Here is a 14,591-nt window from a genome sequence, read left to right as displayed (position 1 = left end):
TGCCCTTGTGAAGGGCATATATCGGTCACCGCACAACTGCACATGTATGAAGGGAGCCCGCCGTGGACAACGACGTCTCTGCGGGAAGCGGAATCACTACCGTGGTCGGCCGACTCGCCCTGGGAATCACCCTGTTGGCCTTCGGGCTGGGGTACACCGATGTGATCGACGGTGTGTCAGCTGCTGACGCCGTATCAATCGCCCAGTATGTGGGCGGTGTTGCCCTCTTCGTCGCCGGCCTCATGGCCTTCCGGGACAGGGACTCCGTCGGTGGTACGGCGCTCTGTGCGCTCGGTGCGCTCTGGTTCACGTGGGCCGTCTCCGCTGACGCCCAAGTCTCCGCCAACGCGGCCGGGTTGTTCCTGCTGCTCTTCGCCCTGGTGGCGCTGACGCTCACCCTCGCGGGTGGCGATCAGCTCGGTCAGGGGATGTACGGGTTGTTCTTCGTCGCCCTGGTGCTCATGGCTATCGCCAACTTCGCCGACAATGACGGGCTCACCAAGGTGGGTGGGTGGTTCGCTGTCGCGGCAGGGGCAGTGGCTTGGTATGCGGCGACTGCGGCCTTGGCTCACTGGCCGACGGCGCTGCGAGGGCGTGCTGCCGGTCGGGGCGTGACGGCCCACGGCTAGCTGCGCAGGCTGGGGGTTTGGGCGGCCCCCGGCGAATGGACGGACCCCCCGTGCTTGGTGGCGGCACGTGGGGGTCCGTTCTGTTGTGTGGCCTCTGCGGGTGTGTGGGGGCTTGTCGCGCAGTTCCCCGCGCCCCTAAAAACAGGCCTACTACTCCACCGTTACTGACTTTGCGAGGTTCCTCGGCTTGTCGATGTCCCGCCCGAGTGCCAATGCCGTGTGGTAGGCGAGGAGTTGGAGGGGGATGCCCATCAGGATCGGGTCCAGTTCGTCCTCGTTCTTCGGGACTACGATCGTCTGGTCGGCCTTCTCCTGGTGCTGGTGGGCCACTGCGAGGATCTTGCCGCTGCGGGCCTTGATCTCCTCCATGGCGGCGCGGTTCTTCTCCAGGAGGTCGTCGTCGGGGACGATGGCGACCGTGGGGAGGGCGGGCTCGATGAGGGCCAGGGGGCCGTGCTTCAACTCTGAGGCGGGGTAGGCCTCCGCGTGGATGTAGGAGACCTCCTTGAGCTTCAGGGAGGCCTCGCGGGCGACGGGGTAGCCGCGGACTCGGCCGATGAAGAGCATCGAGCGGGCCTCGGCGTACTGCTGGGCCAGCTTCTCGATCTCGCCCTCGTGCTCCATGATCTCGGCGATCTGGGCGGGGAGCTTGCGCAGGCCCTCGATGATGCGCTTGCCGTCGCGGACAGAGAGGTCGCGGGTGCGGCCCAGGTGCAGGGCGAGGAGCGCGAAGGCGACCGTCGTGTTGGTGAAGCACTTCGTCGAGACCACGCAGACCTCGGGGCCCGCGTGCACGTAGATGCCGCCGTCCGCCTCGCGGGCGATCGCCGAGCCGACGACGTTCACCACGCCCAGCACCCGCGCGCCCTTGCGCTTCAGCTCCTGGACGGCGGCCAGGACGTCGTACGTCTCACCGGACTGGGAGACCGCGATGTACAGGGTGTCGGGGTCGACGACCGCGTTGCGGTAGCGGAATTCGGAGGCGGGCTCGGCGTCCGCGGGGATGCGGGCCAGCTCCTCGATCATCTGGGCGCCGATCATGCCCGCGTGGTACGAGGTGCCGCAGCCGAGGATCTTGACGCGGCGGATCTGGCGGGCCTCGCGGGCGTCGAGGTTGAGTCCGCCGAGGTGCACGGTGGAGAAGCGGTCGTCGATGCGGCCGCGCAGGACGCGGTCCACGGCGTCCGCCTGCTCGTGGATCTCCTTGTGCATGTAGGTGTCGTGGCCGCCCATGTCGTACGACGCCGCTTCCCACTCGACCGTGGTCGGCTCGGCGGTCGTACGCGTGCCCTCCGTCGTGTACGTGCGGAAGTCGTCGGCCTTGAGGGTGGCCATCTCGCCGTCGTCCAGCGTCACTATCTGCCGGGTGTGGGTGACCAGGGCCGCGATGTCCGACGCGACGAACATCTCCTTCTCGCCGATGCCGAGGACGACCGGGGAGCCGTTGCGGGCGACGACGATGCGGTCGGGGAAGTCGGCGTGAAGGACGGCGATGCCGTAGGTGCCCTCGATGACGCGGAGGGTGTCGCGGACCTTGTCCTCGAGCTTCTCCGCCTGCGAGCGGGCGATCAGGTGGACGAGGACCTCGGTGTCGGTCTCGGAGAGAAACTCGACGCCGTCGGCCTCCAGCTTGCGGCGCAGGTCGGAGGCGTTGTCGATGATGCCGTTGTGGACGACGGCGACCTTGCCCTCGGCGTCGAGGTGCGGGTGGGCGTTGACGTCGGAGGGGGCGCCGTGGGTGGCCCAGCGGGTGTGGGCGATGCCGGTGGTGCCCTTGAAGCGGGCCGGCACCTTGGCTTCCAGATCGCGGACCCTGCCCTTGGCCTTGACCATCTTCAGCCCGGAGGACTTGGGGGTGGTCACGACGATGCCGGCCGAGTCGTAGCCGCGGTACTCCAGCCGCTGGAGGCCCTCCAGGAGCAGGGGAGCGACGTCACGCTTGCCGATGTATCCGACAATTCCGCACATGTAGAGGTATTCCTAGCCGTAGACGATGCGGCGCAGCTGCCGGAGGGTGAGCTCCGGGGGTGCGACCGCCCTGTATGTGAGGTCCGCCTCGATCCGTTCGAAGATCTCCGCGTTCACCAGGCCCTGGGCCTGCAGCTCACGGTGGCGGCGACGGACGTAGTCCTCGGTCGTCTCGTCGAAGTAGGCGAGCACGTCCTGGATCACGCGCAGCGCCTCGCCCCGGCTGAGGGGCGTGGAGCGCGTCAGATGATCAACGAGTTCGTCGTGCACCCGGTAGATCCTGGGGTACCGGCGGCGCTTTCGCAAGAATCCTGCCCGATATCGGGCATTGGCCTGTTGAATCTCTTTGGGAGAACGTTGAATCCGTCATGGACACCTGTTCGTGAGCTGTCCATCCGGGAGCACTCGGCTCGTTGCCCAAGGGGACGAGTTTCAGTCGCCATGGACATTCCTCGCATGGGAGTACCGGAGCGGCTGGCCGAGCGCATGAGCATGGCCGAGCAGCATGAGTACCTGCGCACGCGTTTCTCGCGGCGCACGATGATCAGAGGCGGCGCCGTCACGCTCGGCGCCGTCGCGGGTGGCGCGTTCGTACCGGGTGCCACCGCCCAGGCCGCGGTGCCGACGCAGCGGACGAGCACCGCGACCGTCGACGGCGCGCTCGTCGCCCCCTTCGGCCGCCACCTGGCCTACGGCAACGACGCGCGCACCGAGATGACCGTCTCCTGGCAGGTCCCGGTCGCCGTCAAGAAGCCGTTCATCCGGATCGGCGCCCGCCCCTGGGACCTCTCCCGCAAGATCGACGCCGAGGTGCGCACCCTCTACACCCCGGCCGGCGTCGGCGTCAGCGCCGACCACACCCAGTACTACATGCACGCCAAGCTGACCCATCTGCGCCCCGGCAGGACGTACTACTACGGCGTCGGCCACGACGGCTTCGACCCGGCCGAGCCGCATCTGCTCGGCACCCTGGGCACCTTCACCACCGCGCCCGACCACAAGAAGCCGTTCACCTTCACCGCCTTCGGCGACCAGGGCGTCAGCTACCACGGCCTCGCCAACGACAGCCTGATCCTCGGCCAGGACCCGGTCTTCCATCTGCACGCCGGCGACATCGCCTACGCCGACCCGGCCGGCGCGGGCAAGAGCGCCGACACCGGCTTCGACTCGCGGGTGTGGGACCAGTTCCTCGCCCAGACCGAGTCGGTCGCCAAGTCCGTGCCATGGATGGTGAGTTACGGCAACCACGACATGGAAGCCTGGTACTCGCCCAACGGCTACGGCGGCGAGGAGGCCCGCTTCACGCTCCCCGACAACGGGCCGGACAAGGCGAATCTGCCGGGCGTGTACTCCTTCGTCTACGGCAACACCGCGGTCATCTCGCTCGACCCGAACGACGTGTCGTACGAGATCCCCGCCAACCTTGGCATCTCCGGCGGCACCCAGACCACGTGGTTCGAGGCGCAGCTGAAGAAGTACCGGGCCGCGCACGACATCGACTTCATCGTCGTGTTCTTCCACCACTGCGCCTACTGCACATCCACCTCGCATGCCTCGGAGGGCGGCGTGCGCCAGGAGTGGGTGCCGCTGTTCGAGAAATACACGGTGGACCTGGTCATCAACGGCCACAACCACCAGTACGAGCGCACCGACGTCATCAAGGGGAACAAGGTCGCCAAGAAGCTCGCCATCGGCGACACGGCCTACCCCGAGACCGAGGGCGTCGTCTATGTGACGGCCGGCGCGGCGGGCCGCAGCCTGTACGCGTTCAGCGCGCCGGACTCCTACGAGGGGCACCCGCACGAGGTCGACTCCGTGGCCTCGTTCGTCAATACCAAGGACGGCAAGGTCGATGAGACCGTCGCCTGGTCCCGGGTGCGCTACCTCAACTACTCGTTCCTGCGCGTGGACGTAGAGCCCGCCCCGCGCGGCCACTACGCCAGGCTGAAGGTGTCGGGCATCGCCGAGACCGGTGACCGGATCGACCACTTCACGGTGGCGCGCAGGGCGAAGTAGCCCTCACGCCGCTCACATCCGCTTGAGGATCGCCTGCTTGGCCACGGTGAACTCCTCGTCCGTCAGCACGCCCGACCGGTGCAGCTCGCCGAGTTCGCGCAGCCGGCGCAGGAGGGCGTCATGGTCGTCCTCGGCGGAGGCCACCGGAGGAGAGGGCACTTCCGGTCGTGCGTCGTGTACGTCGACGGCGGCGGCCTGGGCCGGATGCGGAAGTCTGGCCTGGACCGCCGCCGCGACCAGGGCCATCAGCGGGTCCTTCTTGAAGCCCCACAGCTCGACGGAGTTGGGGTCGTACTTGGGCGGGGCCTTGGTGGGGGCGTTCTTCACGGTGAAGCGGAGATAGCCGTTCTCCAGGCCGGCCGCCGGGTGCCATTCGACGGCGGTCAGGTCGGACAGGGTGAGCGTGCGGGTGCCGGCGGCGGCCTTGGCGTCCTCGGTCTTCCAGTTCCACTCCAGGCGGATGCGCTCGCCGTCGAAGCCGGCGGTGCCGTCGCCCGCGGAGACCGACAGCGGGACCGCCGGGCCCGGCAGCAGATACTCGGAGACGGGGTCGGACGGCACCTCGTCCAGGAGCAGGGCGTTGCGGACCTCGTCCGTGAAGTACTCGGCGACGCCGTAGCGGTCGGAGTCGACGATCAGCTGATAGGGGTCGTGGGGTTCGGCCAGCCGCCCGCCGGTGGCGTGCAGCAGCGGGTCGGCGCCGTCGCGCAGCCGGAGCCTGAGCCGCCCGGACTTCCTGCCCTGCTCGAAGGAGATGCCCGCCAACGCGCCCAGGGGGACGACCAGTTCACCCAGGGTCTTGCGGAGCAGGCTGACGTTCTTGTCCCGTCCTGGGGTCAGTCGCAGGGCGTCGCCGTCGAAGGCCCAGGTGCCGTCCTTCTGGATGATTTCCGCCATGGGAGGGATTGTTTCATCGCTTCTGCGAGAGAGTGGTCTCTACCAATCCTGAAGGCAATCCTGAGCGTAATCCTGAGAGCAATCCTGAAGGGAGCGCATGTGAGACGGCACCACAGAACGACTCCCCGTATGTTCCGGCTCCTCGGTTCGCTGCTGCTGGTGACGGCGGCCGGAGCCGTGGCGGTCGGCGCGGCACCGGCCCCGCGGGCCGCCGCGACGCCGCTGGACCGGGTGATCCCGGCCCCCGCCTCGGTCGACGCGGGCGGATCGCCGTACCGCATCACCGACTCCACCCGCATCCGTGTCGACGGCTCGCGCGAGGCACGCCGGGTCGGCGAGTATCTGGCGGACGTCCTGCGTCCCTCGACCGGTTATCGACTGCCGGTCACGACGTATGGCTCCGGAGGCATCCAACTCCGGCTCGGCAAGGGCTCCTTCGGTGCGGAGGGCTACCGCCTGGACAGCGGACGCAAGGGCGTCACCATCACGGCGGCGGGGCCCTCCGGGCTCTTCCACGGCGTCCAGACCCTGCGTCAGCTCCTCCCCGCCGCCGTCGAGAAGGACTCCGTGCAGCCCGGGCCCTGGCTGATCGCCGGCGGCACGATCAAGGACACCCCGCGGTACGGCTGGCGCGGCGCCATGCTCGACGTCTCCCGGCACTTCTTCACCGTCGACCAGGTCAAGCGCTACATCGACCAGCTCGCCCTGTACAAGATGAACAAGCTGCATCTGCACCTCAGCGACGACCAGGGCTGGCGCATCGCCATCGACTCCTGGCCGCGGCTGGCGACGTACGGCGGCTCCACACAGGTCGGCGGTGGCCCCGGTGGCTACTACACCAAGGCCGACTACAAGGAGATCGTCCGGTACGCGGGCTCCCGCCATCTGGAGGTCGTCCCCGAGATAGACATGCCCGGCCACACGAACGCCGCGCTGGCCTCGTACGCCGAGCTGAACTGCGACGGTGTGGCTCCGCCGCTGTACACCGGCACGGAGGTCGGCTTCAGCTCGCTGTGCGTGGACAAGGAGATCACGTACGACTTCGTGGACGACGTGGTGCGGGAGCTGGCGGCGATCACGCCGGGGCGGTATCTGCATATCGGTGGGGATGAGGCGCATTCCACGAGTCATGCGGACTATGTGAAGTTCATGGACCGGGTGCAGCCGATCGTCGCCAAGTATGGGAAGACCGTGGTGGGTTGGCATCAGCTGACCGGGGCCACTCCGGTGAAGGGGGCGCTTGCGCAGTACTGGGGGCTCGACTCCACCAGTGCGGAGGAGAAGGCGCAGGTTGCTGCGGCGGCGCGGAATGGGACGGGGCTGATTCTGTCGCCGGCCGACCGGATTTACCTCGACATGAAGTACGACGCGAATACGCCGCTGGGGTTGTCGTGGGCGGGGTACGTCGAGGTGCGGCGGTCGTATGACTGGGATCCCGGTGACTATCTCGCGGGGGCGCCGGCCTCTGCGATCCGGGGTGTTGAGGCGCCGTTGTGGAGCGAGACGATCACTAAGTCCGCGGATATCGAGTACATGGCGTTTCCGCGGTTGGCGGGGGTGGCTGAGTTGGGGTGGTCGCCGGCTTCCACGCATGACTGGGATGAGTACAAGGTGCGGCTTGCTGCGCAGGGGGCGCGGTGGGAGGCGTTGGGGATCGGGTATTACCGGTCGCCGCAGGTGCCTTGGTGACTCGGCTGCAGGTCGGTGGGGGGCTGGTCGCGCCCACGCGGCGGAGCCGCATATGTCACAGCCCCGCGCCCCTGAAGACGGGCGCCTCGGAGGACCGTACTCCGAGGCGCCCGCCTGTCTGTGGAGGGCTTTACAGCCCTGCGATGGGGTTCTTCAGGTTGCCGATCAGCTGGAGTGCGCCCGCCGGGTCCGCCAAGTCCACCATCTGCTTGTTGTTGCGGAGTTGGAGGCGGTTGAGGCAGGAGAGGGCGAACTCGGGGGCGAACATGTCGTACTGGTTGAATTTGTCGGCGAGTTCGGGCACCGAGTGCTGGTAGTCGCGGGTGACTTCGGCGACCGTGCGCCAGAAGGCGTCCTCCTCCAGGATTCCCTCGGCCGCGAGGTTCGCGGCGAGGAAGCGGAAGAAGCAGTCGAAGACGTCCGTGAAGATGGAGAGGAGTTTCTTCTCCTCCGGGACCTCCACCCGCAGTCGCTCGACCGTCGGCGGCAGGACTGCCTCCGGGTCCATGACGGCGATCTCCTCGGCGATGTCCTTGTAGATCGCGCGTTCTACGACGCCGTCCTTGAGGACGAGGATGACGTTCTCGCCGTGGGGCATGAACACCAGGTCGTAGGCGTAGAAGCTGTGGAGGAGCGGGGTGAAGTACGCCCGCAGGTAGCGGCGCAGCCATTCCGTCGGGGTCAGGCCCGACTGGGCGATCAGGGCGCCCGCGACGGACGTGCCCTCGTGGTCGACGTGGACGAGGGAGGCCATGGTGGCCAGGGACTCGCCTTCCTGAAGGGACGCGACCGGGCTTTCGCGCCACAGGGCCGCCAGCATCTTGCGGTACGGCGAGTAGCGGTCCGTCGCCTTTTCGTACTCGAGGTGCCGGTAGCCTACGGCGGCGCGTTCGCGGATGATCGACAGGCCGGTGGACTTGAGGACCGGGTCGTTGTCGATGAGCTGGGCGAGCCAGTCGTTGATGGCGGGGGTGGCCTCCATGTAGGCGGCCGAGAGTCCGCGCATGAAGCCCATGTTGAGGACCGAGAGGGCAGTTTTGACGTAGTGCTTCTCGGGGGTGGTGCTGTTGAAGAAGGTGCGGATGGACTGCTGGGCCAGGTACTCGTCGTCGCCCTCGCCGAGGCAGACCAGGTGCTTCTGGGCGACCTCGGCGGCGAAGGTCACCGTCAGCTTGTTCCACCACTGCCAGGGGTGGACGGGGATGAGGAGGTAGTCGGCGGGGTCGAGGTGCTGGTCGCGCAGGACGTCGTAGAAGCGCTCGACGGTCTCCTCGCCCAGCTCCTGCCGTACGAAGGACTCGTACTCGATGCCGACACCGGCCGTGAACGCGGCGCGCGAGCGGTGGGCCGCGAGCCAGATCAGGCGGACCGGGCTCGCGGTCTCGGGGGCGTACGAGAGGTACTCGTGGATGCCGAAGCCGAGCCGGCCGTTGTTGGCGACGAAGCAGGGGTGGCCCTCGGTCATGCCGGTCTCGATGGCCTGGAAGCCGCTTTTCGCCAGCTCGGCGGAGGTCGTCTGCGGCTTGGTGAGCTTGTAGCAGGTGCCGGAGAGGGTGGAGGAGATCTCCTCCAGGTAGACCGGCAGGACCTCGTCGCTCAGGCCGAGTGACTTCTTCAGCTCGATGAAGAAGTCGAGGGCGGCGAGGGGGAGTTCGGCGCCGTCGCGGCGACGGGAGATGGAGTCGGCGTCCACTTGCCAGTGGTCGAGGGCGCGGACCAATGCCGTGAAGGTGTACCGGGTCAGGCCGTCGTCGCTGCGGACGACGTACTGGTCACCGTCCTTCTCGGGGGTGATCAGCCGCTCGTGCGCGAACTCGGCGAGCGCCTTGCGGATGAGGAGGCGGTTTGCCCGCTCCCAGCGCTCGGGGGAGAGGTGGGCCGTGGCGTCGGCGAGGGTCATCCGTGCACCGCCTTCTCGAAGTGGTCGCGTGTGCAGAAACTCAGCAACGCCTTCTTCTCCGGCTTCTGTATCTCCCGCTCGGGGATGAACCCGACGGCTTCGTTCAGGGCGTGGACGGCCTTGTTGGCGATGTCCGGCTCGACGACGACGCGGGCGGTGCGCGGGTCCTCGAAGAGGTGGGCCATCACGGCGGTGATGACGGCCCGGGTGAAGCCGTGCACGGGCCGGTCGGTCGCCGGCACCAGGAAGTGCATGCCGACGTCGCCGGGCTGCGGGTCGTACAGGCCGACCAGTTCACGGTGCGCGGGGTCGTAGTACTCCATGAGGAAGGCCGGTTCGCCGTCCCGCAGCCCGAGCAGGGCGTGATGGTGCTCGTCGGCCGCGATCTCCATGTAGGCGCGCTCGACGTCCTGCAACTTCGCGTCCTGCATCATCCAGTAGGACGCCTTGGGATGCGTGACCCAGGTGTGCAGCAGCTCGGCGTCGTTGAGGGGGTCGAGCGGGCGGAAGGTGAAGGTCAGGGGGCTCATACGGCGAACTCCTGGAACGCGATGGTCTTCTCGACCGGGTAGTACTCGCTGCCGAGCAGCTCACGGATGATGTAGCTGTTGCGGTACGCGCCCATGCCCAGGTCGGGGCTGGTGATGCTGTGGGTGTGGACGCCGGCGTTCTGCAGGAAGACGCCCCGGCCGGTCGTGTCGATCGAGTAGTTGCGGGCGACGTCGAAGTTGCCCTGCGAGTCGTAGACCAGCCGGTCGCGCACGGGCTTCAGGAACTCCGGCTCGGCGTAGTGGTAGCCGGTGGCCAGGACCAGGCCCTGGGACTCGATCTCGTACTCCTTGTCCTGCTCCTCCTGGCGGAAGGAGAGGCTGTACGTGCCGTTCTCGTACCGCGCGCCGTTCAGCGCGGAGTTGGTGAGCAGACGCGTGGGCACCGGGCCGCCGAGGTTCTTCTGGTAGAGCAGATCGAAGATCTCGTTGATCAGGTCGCCGTCGATGCCCTTGAACAGGCCCTTCTGCTGGGCCGTGAGGCGGTAGCGGGTGGCCTCGGGGAGCTCGCGGAAGTAGTCGATGTACTCCGGCGACGTCATCTCCAGCGTGAGCTTGGTGTACTCCAGCGGGAAGAAGCGCGGGGAGCGGGTCACCCAGTTCAGCCGGTAGCCGTGGACGTCGATCTCGCTGAGGAGGTCGTAGTAGATCTCCGCGGCGGACTGGCCGGAGCCGATGAGCGTGATCGACTCCTTCTTCTGCAGCTCCGCCTTGTTCTGCATGTAGCGGGAGTTGTGGAAGAAGTCGCCGCCCAGGCCGCGCACCGCCTCGGGGTAGTACGGCGAGGTGCCGGTGCCGAGGACCAGGTGGCGGGCGCGGAAGGTCTCGTTCTTGGTGGTGCGTACGACGTACAGCTCGTCCTCGTACGTCACTTCCGTCACCGTCGTGCTGAAGCGGACGCTGCTGAGTTTGTTGGCGGCCCAGCGGCAGTAGTCGTCGTACTCGACCCGCAGGGGGTAGAAATTCTCGCGGATGTAGAACGAGTACAACCGCCCCTGCTCTTTGAGGTAGTTGAGGAAGGAGTACGGCGACGTCGGGTCGGCGAGGGTGACCAGGTCCGACATGAACGGGGTCTGGAGATGGGCGCCGTCCAGGAACATGCCCGCGTGCCACTCGAAGTTCGGCTTCGACTCCAGGAAGACGCCGTCGAGTTCGTCGATCGGCTCGGTCAGACAGGCCAGGCCGAGATTGAAGGGGCCGAGGCCTATCCCGACGAAGTCGAGGGTCTTTTCAGAGGCTTCAGGAAGCGCGGACAACGGTCTCTCCCAGGTACTGCTCGGCGTGGCCGGCGATCAGATCGAGGACGGCGGCGATGTCGGATGCCTGCGTCTCGGGGTTGAGCAGGGTGAACTTCAGGTAGTGGCGGCCGCCGACCTTGGTGCCCGCGACCACCGCGTCACCGGAGGCGAACAGGGCCTTGCGGGCGTACAGGTTGGCCCGGTCGATCTCGGCGGGGTCGGTGACGGCGGCCGGGATGTAGCGGAAGACGAGGGTGGAGAGCGACGGCTCCACGACCACGTCGAAGCGCGGATCGGCGGCGAGCAGCTGCCAGCCTTCTACGGCCAGGTCGCAGACCTCGTCGAAGAGCTGGCCGATCCCGTCGGCGCCCATCGTCCGCAGCGTCATCCACAGCTTGAGCGCGTCGAAGCGGCGGGTGGTCTGCAGGGACTTGTCGACCTGGTTGGGTATGCGCTCCTGCACCATCCGGCGCGGGTTGAGGTATTCCGCGTGGTAGGTGGCGTGCCGCAGCGTGGCGGCGTCGCGGACCAGCACGGCCGATGAACTCACCGGCTGGAAGAAGGACTTGTGGTAGTCGACGGTGACGGAGTCGGCGCGCTCGATGCCGTCGATGCGGTCGCGGTACTTGATCGACGCGAGGAGTCCGCAGCCGTACGCGGCGTCGACGTGCATCCAGGTGCCGTACTGCTCGCACAGTTCGGCGATCTCGGGCAGCGGGTCGATGGAGCCGAAGTCGGTGGTGCCGGCGGTGGCGACGACGGCCATGGGGACCAGGCCGTCCTTCTTGCAGCGCTCCAGCTCATGGGCGAGCGCGACGGTCTGCATCCGCTTGTCGTGGTCGACGGGGATGGACACGACGGAGTCCTGGCCGAGGCCCAGCAGTTTCGCGGACTTCTTCACGCTGAAGTGGCTGACCTCGGAGGCGAAGATACGCAGTTTGGCGAAGGAGTCGGACTTGGCCTCCTCGCGGGCGAGTAGGAGCGCCTGGAGGTTGGACTGCGTGCCGCCGGAGGTGAAGACACCGTCGGCGTTCTCGCCGAGGCCTATTCGGGCGGTCGTCCAGTCGATGAGCTTGCGCTCGATGAGGGTGCCGCCTGCCGACTGGTCCCAGGTGTCCAGGGAGGAGTTGACGGCGGAGAGGACCGCCTCGCCGAGCACGGCCGGGATGACGACCGGGCAGTTGAGGTGGGCGAGATAGCGGGGGTGGTGGAAGTAGATCGCGTCCCGGAGGTAGACGTCCTCCAGTTCGTCGAGGACCGCGGCGGTGTCGTGCAGCGGCCGGTCGAGGTCGATCGCGTCGATACGGGGGGCGAGGGCGTCGACCGTGATGCCGGTGAACGGACGGTCGGTGGTGGCGAGTTTGGCCGCCACCCGCTCGATTCCTTCGGTCACGGAGCTGCGATACCGCTCCGCGGTCGTGTCATTGAGCAGGTGCGAGCGCATGTGGGGGTCCTCCGGTGGGGACGATCCGTCGGCGGGGCAGGAAGAAGCGGAATCTGTACTTCAACTTTGGTAAGGCTAACCTAACTTCATCGAATTTAGCGCATGAGAAATCCAACCCCGCCCGTGACGGTGGTCACTTCTGTCGCTGTCTCACTACTCGCCGCGCTCGCGCAGCTGTTCCTCGGTCAGACCCTGCCGCCAGTAGCCCACGAACGTGACCCGGCGGCGGTCGATCCCGCGCTCGCCCACAAAATGCCGGCGCAGCTGCTTCACGCAGCCGGACTCACCCGCGATCCAGACGTACGGCCGCTCGGCGGGCGGGAGTTGGTCGGCCCGCACGGCGTCGAGGGCCATGGGGGACCCCTCGGCGCGTACGAGCCACGTGATGTCCGCGTCCGCCTCCGTCACCAGGTCCTGGATGTCACCGGCATGGTGCACCTCCAGCCAGACCCGGGCACGGGTGCCGGCTGGCAGCGACTCGACGATGGCGGAGACGGCCGGTACGGCGGTCTCGTCGCCCCAGATCACCACCAGATCCGTGTCGGCGGGCGGCCGGAAACGAATGGCCCGGTTGTCGGCGACAGCCGGCCCGAGCAACAGCACACGATTCCCAGCACAGGCCTGCGAGGCCCACCGCGAGGCCGGCCCGGCAGGCACAGCGGCGCCCGGCTCGACCCCGTGCAGCACAAAGTCGATATCGATCTCGTCGGGCTCCCGGCGCAACGCCCGCAACGTGTAGGACCGCATCACCGCCCGCACGTCATCCGGCAGTTCCCGCCACCCCTGCCACCAGCCATCCCCGAGCTCGATGGGCACGGCAGGCTCGGTCTGTCCCGGGTGCGGCAGAAACAACGACAGCGACTGGTCACGCCCGTTGGAGTGGAAATCCCGCAACTCGTCCCCGGCAAAGGTGACCCGGACCAGAGACGGCCCGAGCCGCAGAGTCCGTACGACACGCAGGGAGAAGAACCGGAACGGGGCGACGACGGCGGTAGCCATTGGGGTTGCTCCTGAAAGGGGGGCGGGGGAGCTTGCCTGTTTTTAGGGGCGCGGGGCTGTGTCGATTTGCGGCTACCGCCGCGTGGGCGCGACCAGCCCCCACCGGCCCGCAGCTCACCCACAACATCAAGCCCCGTTGATCAGCTGACCTTCTTCGCCTTCTCAAGAGCCTCAGCGAGATTCTCAAGCAACGGCGTGCACTTGTCGTAAGACAGAATCGGCTCCGGCGACCGAGCGATGACCTGCCCGGCCTTAACCGCCGGCAACTGCTTCCACGTGCCCTCAGTGATGTCGGCCGGCTGAACCGTCGAGGACCGGTCGTCCATCATGATGACGTCCGCCCCGTACTTGTCGACGTTCTCCCAGCTGAGACTCTCGAACCAGCCACCGGTCGCCTCCTTCGCCTTCTCCGGGGGCTCGACGAAGTTCACGCCGAGAGCCTTGAAGTACTCAAGGTCGATGGAGAAGTTGGTGCCGGACACGTAGAAGAGGTCCGCGCTGGCGGAACCGGCCATCACCTTGATGTCGGGCTTGGCCTTGGCCGCCGCGCGCAGCCGGGCGGCCGCGTCCTCGAACTTCTTCTTGGACTGGACGGCCTTGTCGGCCGTCATGTCGGCGCCGAGCGACTCGGCCAGCTCCCACATGCGCCCCAGCGGCTTGGTCAGCTGCCGGTCGTAGACGGAGATGGCGGCGCTCGGCGCGAGCTTGGCGATCTTGTCCTTGGACGCCTCGGGGACGTACCAGAGGGTGCCGGCGCTGTCGAAGGTCGTGGAGATGAGGACGTCGGGCTGGAAGGCGGCGTACTGCTCGACGTTGAACGCGTCCCAGACGTTGCCGAAGACCGTCAGCTTGCTGACGTCCATGTCGCCGGCCTGCACATCCGCCTTGCCGGCCTTGGTCTTGGTCGGGCCGAAGACGCCCTTGACCTCGATGCCGTAGTCGTAGAGGGCGGCGGCGACACCGGTGAAGGCGACGATCTTCGTGGGGACTTCGTCCAGCTTCACGGTCGTACCGCGGTCGTCCTTGAACGACCAGGGGCCGGTAGCCTTCGCGGAGGCCGTCGACTCAGAGCCACCGCTCTTCGCGTCGTCGTCTCCGCAGGCTGCGAGCGCGGCACCGAGGCCGAGGGCGCCACCGGCGGCGAGGATGCCACGGCGGGTGAAGTGGGTGGCTCTGGCGTTGGACATGGTGTGACTGCTTTCGAACGGGGCGAAGCGCCCGCCGGACAAGTTCGAACGTAGGTTAGCCTAACCTCACTACTTG

Annotated in this window: 12 protein-coding genes; 3 read left to right on the top strand and 9 right to left on the bottom strand. The window is 67.5% G+C overall.

Annotated features, from left to right (window positions below; translation table 11 throughout):
• Positions 1–62: 62 nt before the first annotated feature.
• Positions 63–629, top strand: coding sequence for a GPR1/FUN34/YaaH family transporter (locus AB0I98_RS10430; RefSeq protein WP_362938268.1), 567 nt, complete (start codon positions 63–65; stop codon positions 627–629).
• A gap of 150 nt (positions 630–779) precedes the next feature.
• On the opposite strand, the gene glmS is transcribed toward AB0I98_RS10430, so the two are convergent.
• Together glmS and AB0I98_RS10420 are read right to left on the bottom strand one after the other, a co-directional pair.
• The gene (gene glmS, locus AB0I98_RS10425; protein ID WP_362938265.1) at positions 780–2,597 is read right to left on the bottom strand and encodes a glutamine--fructose-6-phosphate transaminase (isomerizing); all 1,818 of its coding nucleotides are present in this window, start codon (positions 2,595–2,597) and stop codon (positions 780–782) included.
• A gap of 12 nt (positions 2,598–2,609) precedes the next feature.
• The gene (locus AB0I98_RS10420) at positions 2,610–2,867 is read right to left on the bottom strand and encodes a hypothetical protein (RefSeq protein ID WP_210576728.1); all 258 of its coding nucleotides are present in this window, start codon (positions 2,865–2,867) and stop codon (positions 2,610–2,612) included.
• A 186-nt stretch (positions 2,868–3,053) separates the two neighbouring features.
• On the opposite strand from AB0I98_RS10420, the gene AB0I98_RS10415 reads away from it, so the two are divergent.
• Positions 3,054–4,613, top strand: a complete 1,560-nt coding sequence (locus AB0I98_RS10415; protein WP_362938262.1) for a metallophosphoesterase family protein — start codon at positions 3,054–3,056, stop codon at positions 4,611–4,613.
• Positions 4,614–4,625: 12 nt separating this feature from the next.
• Here the strand turns inward: AB0I98_RS10415 and AB0I98_RS10410 are convergent, their stop codons facing one another.
• Positions 4,626–5,510 (bottom strand): DUF4429 domain-containing protein, encoded by an 885-nt coding sequence (locus tag AB0I98_RS10410; protein ID WP_362938259.1) that lies wholly within the window; start codon positions 5,508–5,510, stop codon positions 4,626–4,628.
• A gap of 129 nt (positions 5,511–5,639) precedes the next feature.
• Between AB0I98_RS10410 and AB0I98_RS10405 the strand changes: the two genes are divergently transcribed.
• The gene (locus AB0I98_RS10405) at positions 5,640–7,199 is read left to right on the top strand and encodes a beta-N-acetylhexosaminidase (protein ID WP_362938256.1); all 1,560 of its coding nucleotides are present in this window, start codon (positions 5,640–5,642) and stop codon (positions 7,197–7,199) included.
• 130 nt (positions 7,200–7,329) lie between these two features.
• Here the strand turns inward: AB0I98_RS10405 and AB0I98_RS10400 are convergent, their stop codons facing one another.
• The 6 genes from AB0I98_RS10400 to AB0I98_RS10375 form a co-directional block, all read right to left on the bottom strand.
• Entirely contained in the window at positions 7,330–9,099 is a 1,770-nt protein-coding gene (locus AB0I98_RS10400; RefSeq protein ID WP_362938253.1) for an IucA/IucC family siderophore biosynthesis protein, read from the bottom strand.
• The gene (locus tag AB0I98_RS10395; RefSeq protein WP_362938250.1) at positions 9,096–9,629 is read right to left on the bottom strand and encodes a GNAT family N-acetyltransferase; all 534 of its coding nucleotides are present in this window, start codon (positions 9,627–9,629) and stop codon (positions 9,096–9,098) included. The genes AB0I98_RS10400 and AB0I98_RS10395 overlap by 4 nt, the downstream gene beginning before the upstream one ends.
• Positions 9,626–10,903 carry a lysine N(6)-hydroxylase/L-ornithine N(5)-oxygenase family protein gene (locus AB0I98_RS10390; protein ID WP_362938247.1) on the bottom strand — a complete coding sequence of 426 codons (1,278 nt, stop codon included), beginning with the start codon at positions 10,901–10,903 and terminating at the stop codon, positions 9,626–9,628. The genes AB0I98_RS10395 and AB0I98_RS10390 overlap by 4 nt, the downstream gene beginning before the upstream one ends.
• Positions 10,887–12,329: a lysine decarboxylase DesA gene (gene desA, locus AB0I98_RS10385; RefSeq protein WP_362938244.1), complete on the bottom strand. Its 1,443-nt coding sequence runs from the start codon at positions 12,327–12,329 to the stop codon at positions 10,887–10,889. Before desA ends, AB0I98_RS10390 begins: the two co-directional genes overlap by 17 nt.
• 153 nt (positions 12,330–12,482) lie before the next feature.
• Positions 12,483–13,328: a siderophore-interacting protein gene (locus tag AB0I98_RS10380; RefSeq protein ID WP_362938241.1), complete on the bottom strand. Its 846-nt coding sequence runs from the start codon at positions 13,326–13,328 to the stop codon at positions 12,483–12,485.
• Positions 13,329–13,468: 140 nt separating this feature from the next.
• On the bottom strand, positions 13,469–14,515 hold the full coding sequence (locus AB0I98_RS10375; RefSeq protein WP_362938238.1) for an ABC transporter substrate-binding protein: 1,047 nt from the start codon (positions 14,513–14,515) through the stop codon (positions 13,469–13,471).
• Positions 14,516–14,591: the final 76 nt, after the last annotated feature.

It is taken from the genome of Streptomyces sp. NPDC050211 (assembly GCF_040656035.1).
Taxonomy (GTDB): Bacteria; Actinomycetota; Actinomycetes; order Streptomycetales; family Streptomycetaceae; genus Streptomyces.
The sequence above is the reverse complement of the archived record's forward strand: the minus strand, read 5'-3'. Positions and strand labels throughout refer to the sequence as shown.

Bases quoted from the DNA above. Each gene is read 5' to 3' on its own strand.
- glmS (WP_362938265.1), bottom strand. From the start codon at position 2,597: ATGTGCGGAATTGTCGGATACATCGGCAAGCGTGACGTCGCTCCCCTG.
- AB0I98_RS10415 (WP_362938262.1), top strand. From the start codon at position 3,054: ATGGGAGTACCGGAGCGGCTGGCCGAGCGCATGAGCATGGCCGAGCAG.
- AB0I98_RS10410 (WP_362938259.1), bottom strand. From the start codon at position 5,510: ATGGCGGAAATCATCCAGAAGGACGGCACCTGGGCCTTCGACGGCGAC.
- AB0I98_RS10405 (WP_362938256.1), top strand. From the start codon at position 5,640: ATGTTCCGGCTCCTCGGTTCGCTGCTGCTGGTGACGGCGGCCGGAGCC.
- AB0I98_RS10400 (WP_362938253.1), bottom strand. From the start codon at position 9,099: ATGACCCTCGCCGACGCCACGGCCCACCTCTCCCCCGAGCGCTGGGAG.
- AB0I98_RS10395 (WP_362938250.1), bottom strand. From the start codon at position 9,629: ATGAGCCCCCTGACCTTCACCTTCCGCCCGCTCGACCCCCTCAACGAC.
- desA (WP_362938244.1), bottom strand. From the start codon at position 12,329: ATGCGCTCGCACCTGCTCAATGACACGACCGCGGAGCGGTATCGCAGC.
- AB0I98_RS10380 (WP_362938241.1), bottom strand. From the start codon at position 13,328: ATGGCTACCGCCGTCGTCGCCCCGTTCCGGTTCTTCTCCCTGCGTGTC.
- AB0I98_RS10375 (WP_362938238.1), bottom strand. From the start codon at position 14,515: ATGTCCAACGCCAGAGCCACCCACTTCACCCGCCGTGGCATCCTCGCC.